The organism is Bacillus sp. TH17 (assembly GCF_016651125.1).
Taxonomy (GTDB): domain Bacteria; phylum Bacillota; class Bacilli; order Bacillales; family Bacillaceae_G; genus Bacillus_A; species Bacillus_A mycoides.
On the sequence record NZ_JAEKEN010000001.1, the window covers coordinates 1,852,123 to 1,867,314 of the forward strand.

Annotated in this window: 12 protein-coding genes; 10 read left to right on the top strand and 2 right to left on the bottom strand. The window is 35.4% G+C overall.

Annotation, left to right across the window (positions count from 1 at the left end; translation table 11 throughout):
* Positions 1–8: 8 nt before the first annotated feature.
* From mmgD to JFT95_RS09480, 6 genes are all read left to right on the top strand, one after another.
* Complete coding sequence (mmgD, locus tag JFT95_RS09455) at positions 9–1,130, top strand: citrate synthase (protein ID WP_002127276.1); 1,122 nt, start codon at positions 9–11, stop codon at positions 1,128–1,130.
* Positions 1,131–1,228: 98 nt separating this feature from the next.
* Positions 1,229–2,665 (top strand): 2-methylcitrate dehydratase, encoded by a 1,437-nt coding sequence (gene prpD / locus JFT95_RS09460; protein WP_002085755.1) that lies wholly within the window; start codon positions 1,229–1,231, stop codon positions 2,663–2,665.
* Positions 2,666–2,682: 17 nt separating this feature from the next.
* A complete protein-coding gene (prpB, locus tag JFT95_RS09465) occupies positions 2,683–3,591 on the top strand; it encodes a methylisocitrate lyase (protein ID WP_002031847.1) in 909 nt (302 codons plus the stop codon).
* A gap of 155 nt (positions 3,592–3,746) precedes the next feature.
* The gene (locus tag JFT95_RS09470) at positions 3,747–5,456 is read left to right on the top strand and encodes an acyl-CoA dehydrogenase family protein (protein ID WP_201052060.1); all 1,710 of its coding nucleotides are present in this window, start codon (positions 3,747–3,749) and stop codon (positions 5,454–5,456) included.
* 16 nt (positions 5,457–5,472) lie between these two features.
* Positions 5,473–6,363, top strand: a complete 891-nt coding sequence (locus JFT95_RS09475; RefSeq protein ID WP_002031851.1) for an NAD(P)-dependent oxidoreductase — start codon at positions 5,473–5,475, stop codon at positions 6,361–6,363.
* Between the two features lie 39 nt (positions 6,364–6,402).
* Complete coding sequence (locus JFT95_RS09480) at positions 6,403–7,863, top strand: CoA-acylating methylmalonate-semialdehyde dehydrogenase (protein WP_201052061.1); 1,461 nt, start codon at positions 6,403–6,405, stop codon at positions 7,861–7,863.
* A gap of 106 nt (positions 7,864–7,969) precedes the next feature.
* Here JFT95_RS09480 and JFT95_RS09485 read toward each other — a convergent pair whose 3' ends face one another.
* Both JFT95_RS09485 and JFT95_RS09490 read right to left on the bottom strand, forming a co-directional pair.
* On the bottom strand, positions 7,970–8,602 hold the full coding sequence (locus JFT95_RS09485) for a LysE family translocator (protein WP_085960726.1): 633 nt from the start codon (positions 8,600–8,602) through the stop codon (positions 7,970–7,972).
* Positions 8,603–8,761: 159 nt separating this feature from the next.
* Positions 8,762–9,814 carry an enoyl-CoA hydratase/isomerase family protein gene (locus JFT95_RS09490; RefSeq protein ID WP_002065275.1) on the bottom strand — a complete coding sequence of 351 codons (1,053 nt, stop codon included), beginning with the start codon at positions 9,812–9,814 and terminating at the stop codon, positions 8,762–8,764.
* Between the two features lie 350 nt (positions 9,815–10,164).
* On the opposite strand from JFT95_RS09490, the gene JFT95_RS09495 reads away from it, so the two are divergent.
* The 4 genes from JFT95_RS09495 (at position 10,165) to JFT95_RS09510 (ending at position 15,105) form a co-directional block, all read left to right on the top strand.
* Entirely contained in the window at positions 10,165–10,422 is a 258-nt protein-coding gene (locus tag JFT95_RS09495) for a hypothetical protein (protein WP_002012747.1), read from the top strand.
* A gap of 184 nt (positions 10,423–10,606) precedes the next feature.
* The gene (locus tag JFT95_RS09500; RefSeq protein WP_002085739.1) at positions 10,607–10,846 is read left to right on the top strand and encodes a DUF2584 family protein; all 240 of its coding nucleotides are present in this window, start codon (positions 10,607–10,609) and stop codon (positions 10,844–10,846) included.
* 15 nt (positions 10,847–10,861) lie between these two features.
* Entirely contained in the window at positions 10,862–12,019 is a 1,158-nt protein-coding gene (locus tag JFT95_RS09505; RefSeq protein WP_201052062.1) for an exonuclease SbcCD subunit D, read from the top strand.
* On the top strand, positions 12,016–15,105 hold the full coding sequence (locus tag JFT95_RS09510; RefSeq protein WP_016126892.1) for an AAA family ATPase: 3,090 nt from the start codon (positions 12,016–12,018) through the stop codon (positions 15,103–15,105). The genes JFT95_RS09505 and JFT95_RS09510 overlap by 4 nt, the downstream gene beginning before the upstream one ends.
* The last annotated feature ends 87 nt before the right edge of the window (positions 15,106–15,192 follow it).

Consider the following 15,192-nt stretch of genomic DNA (forward strand, 5'->3'; position numbering starts at 1 on the left):
AGGAAATAATGATGAAAGCTGAAGAAAAATTTTCCCCGGGATTAGATGGTGTAGTAGCAGCGGAAACGAAAATTTCGTTTCTTGACACAGTAAAAGGTGAAATTGTAATTCAAGGGTATGATTTAATCGAACTCTCAAAAACAAAAGAGTATTTAGACATTGTGCACCTTTTATTAGAAGAACGTTTACCGAATGAGGATGAGAAAGCAACAATTGAAAAGAAATTAAAAGAAGAATATGCAGTACCAGAAGGTGTATTCAATGTTCTAAAGGCATTGCCTAAGGAAACGCATCCTATGGATGGGCTACGTACAGGTGTGTCTGCATTAGCTGGTTACGATAGTGATATCGAAAACCGCTCGTTAGAAGTGAATAAAAGTCGAGGATACAAGCTTTTAAGTAAAGTGCCAAATATTGTAGCGAATAGCTACCATATTTTAAATAATGAGGAACCAATTGAGCCTCTTCAAGAATTGTCATATAGTGCGAATTTCTTCTATATGTTAACTGGAAAGAAACCAACTGAACTTGAAGAGAAAATCTTTGATCGTTCCCTTGTTTTATATAGTGAACATGAAATGCCAAACTCTACATTTACAGCACGCGTTATTGCATCAACGCAATCCGACTTATACGGCGCTTTAACAGGAGCAGTTGCATCCTTAAAAGGAAGTCTTCATGGCGGTGCGAATGAAGCGGTTATGTACATGCTTTTAGAAGCTGGTAATGTTGAGAAATTTGAAGAGTTATTACAGAAGAAACTATATAACAAAGAAAAAATTATGGGCTTTGGACACCGTGTTTATATGAAAAAGATGGATCCAAGAGCACTTATGATGAAGGAAGCATTAAAGCAGTTATGTGATGTGAAAGGCGATTATACACTATATGAAATGTGTGAAGCTGGAGAAAAAATTATGGAGAAGGAAAAAGGAATTTATCCGAATCTTGATTATTATGCTGCTCCAGTATATTGGATGCTTGGTATTCCAATTCAACTTTACACACCAATCTTCTTTAGTTCTAGAACAGTAGGGCTATGTGCACACGTAATTGAGCAACATGCGAACAATCGTTTGTTCCGTCCACGTGTAAATTATATTGGCGAGCGACATGCATTTAGTAAATAAAAACAACTGGGGAGTTGTTAGCGCCGCCCGCCAGATGGGTGTTTGACCGACACCCATCATTAATAATAACGAATTTTCGACAGAAAGGGAAGAATAGCATGATTAAAACAAATGAAATTAAACAAAAAGATGCATTATTAGAAGAAATTACGGACTATGTATTAAATAAAGAGGTTACAAGTGCAGAGGCATTCAGTACGGCTCGCTACGTATTACTTGATACACTTGGATGTGGAATTTTAGCACTACAATACCCAGAGTGTACGAAATTATTAGGACCAGTTGTACCAGGAACAATCGTGCCAAATGGTACACGTGTACCAGGAACATCTTATGTGCTAGATCCAGTAAAAGGCGCATTTAATATCGGATGTATGATCCGTTGGTTAGACTATAACGATACTTGGCTTGCAGCAGAGTGGGGACATCCATCTGATAACTTAGGCGGAATTTTAGCAGTTGCAGATTATATTAGCCGCGTTCGTATTTCAGAAGGAAAAGAACCATTAAAAGTACGTGAAGTACTAGAAATGATGATTAAAGCACATGAAATTCAAGGTGTACTTGCTTTAGAAAACAGTTTAAACCGTGTTGGTCTTGATCACGTATTATACGTAAAAGTAGCGACGACTGCAGTAGTTGCAAAAATGCTTGGCGGAACGCGTGAGGAAATCTTTAATGCATTATCACATGCGTGGATTGATAATTCTAGTCTTCGTACATATCGTCATGCTCCAAATACAGGTTCACGTAAATCATGGGCAGCAGGTGATGCGACGAGCCGCGGTGTTCACCTTGCAATGACTGCATTAAAAGGTGAAATGGGTTACCCAACGGCATTATCTGCACCAGGATGGGGATTCCAAGATGTGTTATTTAACAAGCAAGAATTAAAATTAGCAAGACCGCTAGAATCTTATGTAATGGAAAATGTATTATTCAAAGTGTCATTCCCAGCAGAATTCCATGCACAAACAGCTGCAGAATGTGCAGTGAAATTACATCCGGAACTTAAAGAAAGATTAGATGAAATTGATCGTATTACAATTACAACTCATGAGTCAGCAATTCGTATTATCGATAAAGAAGGTCCATTAAATAACCCAGCTGATCGCGATCACTGCCTACAATACATTACGGCAATAGGTTTATTAAAAGGAGATATCGTTGCGGATGATTATGAGGATGTAGTAGCGAATGATCCACGTGTAGATGAATTACGTAATAAGATGGTTGTTGTTGAAAACAAACAGTACAGTTTAGATTACCTTGACCCGAACAAGCGCTCAATCGCCAACGCTGTTCAAGTTCATTTTAAAGATGGTACTGTAACAGAAAATGTGGAATGTGAATACCCACTTGGCCACCGTTTCCGTAGAGACGAAGCAATTCCAAAAGTTGTTCGGAAATTCACTGCAAATATGGCAGGTCATTATTCTAGTAAGCAACAAGAAAAAATCCATGAAGCTTGTCTAAATGAAGAAAAACTAGAAAATATGAATGTAAACGAATTTGTAGATCTATTCTTAATTTAATAATAGGGGAATTTAGAATGGCTTGGGTTGTGAATAAACAGTCAACACAAGAGGAGCTTGCGAATCGCTTCCGAGCTTTAGTAGAAGCAAATGAAATTTTGCAAATTCCAGGTGCTCATGATGCAATGGCGGCTCTTGTTGCGAAAAATACAGGTTTTTCAGCTCTATATTTATCAGGAGCTGCTTACACTGCAAGTAAAGGACTACCAGATTTAGGAATCGTGACGTCTACTGAAGTAGCAGAGAGAGCAAGGGATCTAGTTAGAGCTACAGATTTACCAGTTCTTGTTGATATTGATACAGGATTTGGTGGAGTACTAAACGTAGCGAGGACAGCTGTAGAAATGGTGGAAGCGAAAGTTGCGGCTGTTCAGATTGAAGATCAACAATTACCAAAGAAATGTGGACATTTAAATGGTAAGAAACTTGTTACTACAGAAGAATTAGTTCAAAAAATTAAAGCGATTAAAGAAGTTGCGCCAAGTTTATATATTGTAGCACGCACAGATGCTCGCGGCGTGGAAGGATTAGATGCAGCGATTGAAAGAGCGAATGCATATGTAAAAGCAGGGGCAGATGCAATATTCCCAGAAGCGCTTCAATCGGAAGAAGAGTTCCGTTTATTTACTAGCAAAGTGAATGCACCTTTACTAGCAAATATGACTGAGTTCGGAAAAACACCATATTATAGTGCAGAGGAATTTGCGAATATGGGCTTCCAAATGGTAATTTATCCTGTAACTTCACTTCGTGTTGCTGCAAAAGCATATGAGAATGTGTTTACGCTAATTAAGGAAACAGGTTCTCAAAAAGATGCACTTTCTAATATGCAAACGAGAAGTGAATTATATGAAACAATTTCATATCATGACTTTGAAGAGTTAGATACTGGAATTGCAAAAACAGTATTATCTGAAGATCAATAGGTAGAAGGATTTAGGCGATGAAAATACATCTTTGGCAAAACGAACTGCTTGATGTGAAAAATCATCGCCTTCTGTTTTCAATAATAAGATATTCCACTCATCGTAGACGAGCGTATGCAAAGATCAACGAAGGCCGAAATGATAGGGGGATTCAGATGGAGAAAACGAAGTTACCATGGGATGAATTTTTTTCACTCAATAAAGATGTGAATAATACTTTCTTTACACCAGAAGATTTTTCAGGGGATGAAGATTTAATTGCAAAAACGACAGAACAATTCGTTAAACAAGAAATTGTCCCGCAAATTGAGAACATTGAACAACATAACTATAAAGTTTCTCGTCAATTATTTGAGAAAGCTGGGGAACTTGGATTATTAGGCATTGAGGTACCAGAAGATTATGGCGGGTTCGAGTTAGGAAAGGCTGTCTCAGGTCTTGTAGCAGAAAAAATGGGTTACGCTGGTGCATTTAGCGTTTCTTTTAATATACACGCCGGTGTAGGTACATTGCCTTACATATATTATGGAACGAAAGAACAGAAAGAAAAATATTTACCGAAAATCGCATCGGGAGAATGGATTGGGGCTTATGCTTTAACTGAGCCAAATGCTGGTTCTGATGCATTAAGTGCAAAAACGAGTGCAGTATTGAATGAAGATGGTACTGCTTGGGAGTTGAATGGTGAGAAGCAGTGGATTACAAATGCTCATATGGCAGATGTATACGTTGTTTTTGCGAAGACAAATAAAGGAATGACAGCGTTTATTGTCGAAAGAACATGTGAAGGTGTATCAATAGGATTAGAAGAAAAGAAGATGGGGATTAAAGGTTCTTCAACAGCGACGCTTATTTTAGAAGATGTTGTCATCCCCGCTGAAAATATTTTAGGGGAAGTTGGGAAAGGGCATCACGTAGCTCTTAATATTCTTAACTTCGCTAGACTAAAACTTGCTTTTGGAAATATTGGAACAGCAAAACAAGCAATCGGTTTATCAGTTCAATATGGAAAAGAGCGAAAACAGTTCCAAACGGAATTAGTAGATTTTACGATGATTCAAGAGAAAATTGCCAATATGATTATTTCTACATATGGAGCAGAAAGTGCAGCTTACCGTACAGCGGGTGTAATTGATGAAGCAATTCATGAGAGTGATGAAGATCTTATGAAAAAAATGTCCCAATTTGCAATTGAATGTGCACTGAATAAAGTAAACGCTTCTGAAACACTTGCTTATATCGTAGATGAAGCTGTACAAATTCATGGTGGTTACGGTTATATGCAAGAATACGAAGTAGAACGATTATATCGTGATGCTAGAATTAGTCGTATTTTTGAAGGAACGAATGAAATTAATAGATTAACAGTTGCAAAAATGTTAATGAAGCAAATCGAGCAAATAGAAGATGCTGAAGTAGAAATTGATGTGGCAAATGTAGAAAGAAACCATCGTTACATTTTATTAGCGAAAAAATTGTTGAAACAATCTTTGAAAACGCTCTCTAAAACTCCAGGTTTAAAAATTGAGCAAGAGCAAGAATATTCACGCGTATTATCAAATATGTTGACGGACGTGTATGTCATGGAATCAGCATTTTTACGTACGAGGAAAGCAGTTAGTAAAAATGGTGAGGAAAAAGAGCGTACGAAGCAAATGATAACAGGTGTTATTTGTGAAGAAGGATATCGTAAAGTAGAAGAAGCTGCGATTTCCATTCTTTCAGCAGCTGTCACAGAAGAACAAAATAGACAAGAAATATTAGCTGAAATCCGTCAATTATTAGTGCCTTTATACTCAAACTTATTTACGAAAAAGAGAGATATTGCGAAAGTTATTATAAATCGCGGGAAATATATTGTGTAAATAGGAGGAAAGCGATATGAAAAAGATTGGTTTTATCGGTTTAGGTAACATGGGTCTTCCAATGTCTAAAAATTTAGTTAAATCTAGCTACACAGTATATGGAGTGGACTTGAATAAAGAGGCGGAAGCTTCCTTTGAAAAAGAAGGAGGAATTATCGGCCTATCAATCTCAAAACTAGCAGAGACATGCGATGTGATTTTTACAAGTTTGCCTTCACCGCGTGCTGTTGAAGCGGTATATTTTGGGGAAGAAGGATTATTTGAAAATAGCCACTCGAATGTAGCTTTAATTGATACAAGTACAGTATCTCCACAATTAAACAAACAATTAGAGGAATCGGCGAAGGAAAAGAAAGTAGACTTTTTAGCAGCACCTGTTAGCGGTGGGGTAATTGGTGCAGAAAACCGTACATTAACGTTTATGGTTGGTGGATCGAAAGAAGTATATGAGAAAACTGAATCTGTCATGGAAGTGCTTGGAGCGAATGTTTTCCATGTTAGTGAGCAGATTGATAGTGGTACAACTGTTAAATTAATTAACAATCTATTAATTGGTTTTTATACAGCTGGTGTGAGTGAAGCTTTAACATTAGCGAAAAAGAACAATATGGATTTAGATAAAATGTTTGATATTTTAAATGTAAGTTACGGTCAAAGTAGAATTTATGAGCGTAATTATAAAAGTTTCATTGCATCAGAAAATTATGAGCCTGGCTTTACTGTGAATTTATTAAAGAAAGATTTAGGATTTGCGGTAGATTTAGCTAAAGAAAGTGAACTTCACTTACCAGTAAGTGAGATGCTATTAAACGTATATGAAGAAGCGAGTGAGGCAGGATATGGTGAAAACGATATGGCTGCTTTATATAAGAAAGTTAGCGAACAATTAATTTCTAATCAAAAATAGTGCACTTATAAAAACCATGATAAAAAAGGAGAGAATATAATGATTACAACTGAAATTAAACGAGTGAAAAATCATATTAATGGCGAATGGGTAGAATCTACTGGTACGGAAGTAGAAGCGGTTCCGAATCCGGCAACCGGAAAAATCATCGCTTACGTTCCACTTTCTCCAAAAGAAGATGTTGAAAAAGCTGTTGAAGCGGCAAAAGTGGCATACAAAACATGGTCTAAAGTGCCAGTTCCAAATCGTTCAAGACAACTATACAAATATCTACAACTGTTACAAGAAAATAAAGAAGAGCTTGCAAAAATCATTACGCTAGAAAACGGTAAAACGCTAACGGATGCAACTGGTGAAGTACAGCGTGGTATTGAAGCGGTAGAACTTGCAACATCAGCACCAAATTTAATGATGGGACAAGCCCTTCCGAATATTGCTAGTGGAATTGATGGATCGATTTGGCGCTACCCAATCGGAGTTGTTGCTGGTATTACCCCGTTTAACTTCCCGATGATGATTCCATTATGGATGTTCCCACTTGCAATTGCTTGCGGTAATACATTCGTATTAAAAACATCTGAAAGAACGCCACTTTTAGCTGAGCGACTTGTAGAGTTATTCTATGAAGCTGGTTTTCCAAAAGGGGTATTAAATTTAGTACAAGGCGGAAAAGATGTTGTAAATAGTATTTTAGAAAATAAAGATATTCAAGCAGTTTCGTTTGTTGGCTCTGAGCCAGTGGCACGCTACGTATATGAAACTGGTACAAAAAATGGTAAACGTGTACAAGCGTTAGCAGGTGCGAAAAACCATGCGGTTGTTATGCCAGATTGCAACCTTGAGAAAACAGTACAAGGTGTAATTGGGTCTGCGTTCGCAAGTAGTGGAGAGCGCTGCATGGCATGTTCAGTAGTAGCAGTAGTTGATGAAATTGCTGATGAATTCATTGATGTATTAGTAGCGGAAACGAAGAAGTTAAAAGTAGGTGACGGTTTCAACGAAGATAATTATGTTGGACCATTAATCCGTGAATCTCATAAAGAACGTGTTTTAGGCTATATTAATAGTGGTGTAGCAGATGGAGCAACTTTACTAGTAGATGGCCGTAAAATCAATGAAGAAGTTGGAGAAGGTTACTTTGTTGGTGCAACAATCTTTGATGGTGTAAATCAAGAAATGAAAATTTGGCAAGATGAAATTTTCGCTCCGGTATTAAGTATTGTAAGAGTAAAAGATTTAGAAGAAGGTATTAAGCTGACAAATCAATCGAAATTTGCGAATGGTGCTGTTATTTATACATCAAATGGAAAACATGCACAAACATTCCGAGACAATATTGATGCTGGTATGATTGGTGTAAACGTTAATGTTCCAGCACCAATGGCATTCTTCGCATTTGCAGGAAACAAAGCTTCATTCTTTGGAGATCTTGGTACAAATGGTACGGATGGCGTTCAATTTTATACACGTAAAAAAGTTGTAACTGAGCGCTGGTTTTAATAAAGTGAAATGATAATGAGTGGGGTGCATTCCCACTCATTATAAAAATAATACAAACGAAAATACACTACTCCATTATGAGTAGTGTATTTTCGTTTGTATTGTGTTAACTATTTCTTTCAAAGGCTAATTTAATACCAAACCCAATTAAGACGATTCCTGTAATCCCTTGAATATAACGCTGTGTCTTCGGTTTTTTCATAAAAGCACTAATTTTATCAATTAAAAATATATAAAAAGCAAACCAAATGACGGTTAAAATGAGATAAGTAAGTCCCATAACGAGAAGTTGTATAAATGTATTATGATTTGGATTTAAAAACTGTGGTAAAAAAGTTAAAAAGAAGACTGCAATCTTAGGGTTTAGTAAATTTGTAAGAAACCCTTGGCGAAAGCAAGAAGTATGTTTATTGTCATTATTTATTGGAACGTCATTTGTATTTAAGTCTTCTGTGTTTCTTACTGCTAAAAGGGCTTTAATACCAATATAGACTAAATATACAGCACCAACATATTTAAAAATAGAAAATAAAAGAGCAGACTTTACAATAAGTGCTGAAAGACCAATTACAGCAGCTAAAGTGTGAATTAAAAGCGCAACACAAGTACCAAAAACAGTTTTTACGCCGCCGATTTTGCCGGCAATCAATGTGTTTTTCGTAGCCATTGCTGTATCAGGACCGGGTAGAATAATAAGACATATAGACATAATAATAAACAGAAAAAAATTTTCCATAATGTTATCCGCCTTCCTTTTTTGTTTTTAGAAAATTCGATTAACGTTAGTTTAACATACATTTTAGTTAAATAAAATTAAATTATATTTAAAATTATTTAACTAAAAAGACGAGGCCATATAGAGTAGCTGAGAGTGTGCTACAATATATGGCCTCTTTGTTTAAGCGTTAAGTAAGTTAAAGAATCGATTTACATCTTCTTCTGAAACATCACTTAATTGTTTATATTTATAATTTGGATTTTGGTCTTTATCAACTACAACGGAGCGTACTCCTTCAAAGAAATCTTCATGTCGCATGAAGTTTTTAGCGAGTATAAGATCTGTCGCGAAACATTCTTCAACTGACTTTTCTTGGCCATCAATAAACTGTTTTAATGTTACCTTTAATGAAACAGGGGATTTGGATAATAGCTTTTCTTTCGTTGTTTGGGCAAATGGACTTTGATCTTTCTCTAACGATTGAATGATTCCCTCAATTGTATCGAATGCAAAATGCGAATTAATTTCTTCTACTGAGGAAGAAAGATTGCCATCTAAGTTTGGAGCAGTTGCAAATGTACGAATAACTTCTTTTAAATGAGTATGTACATCTTCTTTTTTCCAATTTACATTTTCAAGTGCGGTAAGGAAATTTGGTAATGAATCTGATGTCATAAAGTAATCAGCAGCGTTAATATATAATACATCAGGAGCTTTTAAAATAGATGCCGTTAAAGCAACATATCGACCAGTATATCCAGGCGCTTTATTTAAGAAATAAGCAGCACCGACATCCGGGAAGAAACCGATGTTCATTTCAGGCATTGCCCACTTCGTACGCTCTGTTACAATTCGATACGTCGCGCCATTTGTCAGACCGACACCACCGCCCATTACAATTCCATCTAAACAAGCGATAATTGGTTTTTTGTATTGATAAATAAATGTATCAATTTCATATTCTTCTTCAAAAAACTGCTCTGCATGTTGTAATGCAACTTCGTTAGAACGTGCTTCGTATAGCGTTTTAATATCACCACCTGCACAAAAACCTTTCGTCCCAGCTCCTTTTAAAACGATGAGTTCAATACGCTCATCTTGCTCCCATTCTTTAAGTTTTTGCCCAATTGGTTGTAACATGTCATAGGATAAAGAATTAAGTGCTTTTGGACGGTTTAAAGTAATAGATGCAACGCCGTTTTCGCTAACAGAAAATAAAACGTGTTCAGTCATTATAAATCCTCCCTTACTTATCTTTCTATTCTTATTTCTTGATACATGCTGAAATGTCCTCTATAATTTTTGTCTAAATTAGGTGCTTAGTGTTAGTATTTATCGCATATTTTGACGAGTTATATTTGCAGGATTTCAGAGAATGAAGAGGAATATTACAACATTACTGTAAGTGCTATTATTTGAAAATGTCGTGTTGAAGGCGCTATTATATGTATAACATATATTGAGTTAGTATACGTGGCGTAAATTAAAGAGTGGATGTAGAAAAAGTTAAAAGGCTGAATTATCTAACTTTTAAAGAGCGCGGGGTTTGTATATAATTAGAAATAGAGAAAGGAGAGATCGGAATGCCAGGACCTTTACTATTGTCGGTTATTATTTTGTCATCTCTTATGGTAGGAATTACACAGTATTTTCATCATACAGATACGACAGAAGAAGTGAAGGCTAAGGTACGTCTCGTGTTTCCGATTTTTATAATATCTATTTCCATATGCTTTTTATTAAATAAAGATGGGTATGTTGTGGCCGTATTTGCGTTTTTTGTAGCGATTGTCTTAATAACTGTATTGTACTACGTTATGAAAGAGTACTTACAAAAATAAGGATGCCTGAAAGGGCATTTTTATTTTTGTAGATTAATAATTTCACATACCGTATTTCATATAAAAAAACATAAAATATTTATAATTAAAAAAGTATGTACATCGCGGTGTATTTACTTGTCAATCTTGCATGACCACTATACTATTAAAATGTAGAGATTAGAAAAAAGGGGTTGTATCTAGCATGAAATTTGAGATGCATACAAAAATTATTTCAAATGAAAAAGAAGTAAGATTACATATAGAAGATAATTTATTTCAATTAATTTTAGATGGTTATCATCTATTTACTATTCAAGAAATATTGCCTTTATATAAATCAAACGAAGAAAGAATCGGTAGTGCAATTGTCCAAAAGTTAGAATGGGAGAACGGAAAAACTACACTAAACTATCAGCTTGTTTCACTACAATCAGTAAACTAAAAGGAGAAGGGTAATATGAAGTTTTTTCATACAGCGGATTGGCATTTAGGTAAGCTTGTTCATGGTGTATATATGACTGAAGATCAAAAAATTGTGTTAGATCAGTTTGTACAAGCTGTTGAAGAGGAAAAACCGGATGCTGTAATTATTGCAGGAGATTTATATGACCGAGCAATTCCACCTACAGAAGCAGTAGACTTATTAAATGATGTATTACAAAAGATAGTTATTGATTTACAAACACCAATAATTGCAGTTGCAGGAAACCACGATAGTCCGGACCGCATACATTTTGGTAGTAATTTAATGAAAAAACAAGGATTACATATTGTTGGACAATTCCAGTTTCCATACAATCCTGTTGTTTTAAATGATGAATACGGAGAGGTTCATTTCCATCTCGTTCCGTATGCAGATCCAAGTATTGTTAGACATATATTGAAAAATGAAGATGTTCGTTCTCATGATGATGCGATGCGTATTTTTATGAACGAACTCTCTGAAACGATGGATAAAGAAGCGAGACACATATTTGTAGGACATGCATTTGTAACTTCTTCAGGAGAGGCAGAGGAAAATACGAGTGATGCGGAACGACCACTTTCAATTGGTGGTGCTGAATATGTAAATAGCCATTATTTTGATAAGTTTCATTACACGGCGCTTGGCCATTTACATCAAGCGCATTTTGTACGTAATGAGACAATTCGTTATTCAGGTTCACCACTTGCATATTCTATTTCTGAAGAAAAGCATAAAAAAGGATATTATATTGTGGAAATGGATGAAAAAGGTGAAACAACAATTGAAAAACGTTTACTTACACCACGTCGTAAAATGCGTACAGTAGAAGCGAAAATAGACGATTTATTGCTTCATCCAGTGAGTGAAGATTATGTATTTGTGAAATTATTAGATGAAAATCCTGTCTTGCAGCCAATGGAAAAAATACGTTCTGTATACCCAAATGCAATGCATGTTGAAAGATCTATTCAAAGACGAGAGTTCACAGATGAAAATGAAGTAACTGTTTCAAGACATAAAACGGATGATTTATCTCTTTTAAAAGCATTTTATAAAGAAATGAAAGGGCTAGATTTATCAGAAGAGAAAGAACGTCTATTTTTAGATGTTTTGCAAACAGTGCAAGAACGGGAAGGTGAGCGAGGATGAGACCGATTCAGCTTATAATGACCGCGTTTGGTCCATATAAACAGAAAGAAGTAATCGATTTTAAAGATCTTGGTGAGCATCGTATTTTCGCTATTTCTGGAAATACAGGAGCTGGAAAGACAACGATTTTTGATGCGATTTGTTATGTATTATATGGAGAGGCTAGTGGAGAAGAGCGCAGTGATACAAACATGCTTCGTAGCCAATTTGCTGATGATGATGTTTATACAAGTGTGGAATTAACTTTTCAATTAAAAGGAAAAAGTTATGAAATTAAACGACAACTGGGCCATAAAAAACAAGGAAATAAAACAATTACAGGACATGCAGTCGAATTATATGAAGTAATTGATGAGGAAAAAGTTCCATGTGTCGATCGTTTTCATGTAACGGATGTAAATAAAAAAGTTGAAGATTTAATTGGATTAAGTAAACATCAATTTAGCCAAATTGTCATGTTACCGCAAGGAGAGTTCCGAAAATTATTAACATCTGAAACGGAAAATAAAGAAGAAATACTACGCCGCATTTTTAAAACAGATCGTTATAAATTAATGCGTGAGATATTAGATCAAAAGCGCAAACAATGGAAAGACGTCTTACAAGAAAAACAAAAAGAACGTGAGCTATATTTCCGTAATGTATTTAAATTACCAATACGTGATGGGGCATTATTAGAGACATTAGTGGAACAAGAGCATGTAAATACACATCAAGTAGTAGAGGCATTAGAACAAGAAACAGTTTGGTACAATGCAGAGGTTGAGCAATTACACTTAGAACAAAATGACAAAACGAAACAATTAAAAGAAGCAGAGGCACGTTTTCATGCAGCAAAAGCTGTAAATGAGAAATTCAAAGATTTAGAACAAAAGAATGAGAAGTACAGTATTTTACAAGAAAACCGTGCCGTAATCGAAATGAAAGAAAAATCTTTTAAACATGCGGAACAGGCGAAGCGATTATTACCATTTGAGCAATGGTATGAGGAAGCGATGCAATATGAACAGCAGTCTGAAAGTTTGTTAAAACAGATAATCGCAAAAAAAGAGCATATAATGAACAGTTTTGCACTTGCTCAGGAGAAATATGAAGCATTAAAGAATAAGGCATCCGAGCGAGAAAATGCTAAAAAACAAGTTCAAAGACTAGAAGAGTTACAGCCAATTATTGCATCATTAGCTGAGAAAAAGTTAAATTTGCAAAATGCTGAAATTCAAATAGGAAAATTAAAAGAAGGTATGCAAAAGTTAGATGAACAACTAGAAGCGCATAAAAATGAAAAACAAAGAATGTCTGGCGAATTACAGCAATTAGAAGCAGCGCTTGAACAATATGTAGCTAAAGTAGAAGAACTAACGAATATGCGAGAAGATGCAAAAGTATTAAAGCAGGCATATGATGTATGGCAAGAAAAACAAAAATACGAGCTAGAAAAAGAAAGTGCGTTTCATAAGATGCAACAGGCAGTTAGTACATATGAAAATATTGAACGCCGCTGGTTAAGTGAACAAGCTGGTATATTAGCTCTTCATTTACATGATGGTGAATCTTGTCCAGTATGTGGTAGTATGGACCACCCGAAAAAAGCTACAGAGCAAAGTAATGCAATTGATGAAAAAGAGTTAAATGAGCTAAGAGAAAAGAAAAATATTGCGGAAAAATTACATGTTCAATTAGAAGAAAAGTGGAATTTCTATCGAGTTCAATATGAACAAGTGATAGAAGAAGTGCTAAAGCGAGGCTATCGCTCAGAAGAATTAGTAGAAACATATAGTGCGCTCGTTCAAAAAGGAAAGCAATTAGTAGCAGAAGTTAATGCGTTAAAAGCAAGTGAAGAAACGCGTAAGCAAATTGCTGTGAATATAAAAAGCGTAGAAGAAAAATTAGAAGAACTCCAGAAACAAAAGCGTGAAGTAGAAACTGTGCAGCACCGTACTGAAATGGAGTGTATGCAGCTTCGTACGTCATATGAACATGATAAGCAAAATATTCCGGAAAGCTTGCAAACGGTACAAGCTTGGAAAGTACAGTTTGACCAAGCTCTGCAAGAACTTAGGTTAATGGAAGATGAATGGGAGAAAGTACAAGAGGCGTATCAACATTGGCAAAATGAAAATATACGTATTCAAGCAGAACATGATAATGCTTCTAATCAATTTAATAGTGCAAAAGAGAAGAAAGAAGAGACGTTTACACGCTTTATGAAAGAGCTAGAACAAAGCGGATTTACAGATCAATTAACATATAAAGAATCCAAATTAAATGATGCTGAGATGGATAAGTTACAACAAGAAATCCAAAGTTATTACTCATCTCTAGAAGTACTTACAAAACAAATTGACGAATTAAAAGCAGACTTAAAAGATAAAGAGTATATGGACATTTCTTCATTAGATGAGCAAGTGAGAGAATTGGAAATTAGCCTTGATATTATTAAAGAAAAACGACAACGTGCTCAAAACGCCGTATCATATATTACGGATTTACATGAAAATATTAAACGAATTGATGAACAAATTCATGAGGAAGAAAAAGCATTCCAAGAACTTGTTGATTTATATGAAGTAATGAAAGGGGATAATGATAGTCGTATATCCTTTGAACGTTACATCTTAATTGAGTATTTAGAACAAATTGTTCAAATTGCGAACGAACGACTACGTAAATTATCAAATGGACAATTTTATTTAAAACGAAGCGAAAGAGTTGAAAAGAGGAATCGACAAAGTGGATTAGGATTAGATGTATATGATGCATATACAGGTCAAACCCGAGATGTAAAAACATTATCTGGCGGTGAGAAATTTAACGCATCACTTTGCTTAGCACTTGGAATGGCAGATGTAATTCAAGCGTATGAGGGTGGTATTTCCATCGAAACGATGTTTATCGATGAAGGATTCGGCTCATTAGATGAAGAGTCATTAACGAAAGCAGTTGACGCCCTAATCGACTTGCAAAAATCAGGTCGCTTTATCGGTGTAATTTCACACGTTCAAGAACTGAAAAACGCAATGCCAGCTGTATTAGAGGTAACGAAGCAGAAGGATGGGTGTAGTCAGACGAGGTTTGTGGTGAAATAAGCTTGTCAAATTGAAAGTATCTATCCTTACTTTGAACATTGTACCAAATTGTTATAACGTTTTTTCAATTAAGTTCAAATGAATTTA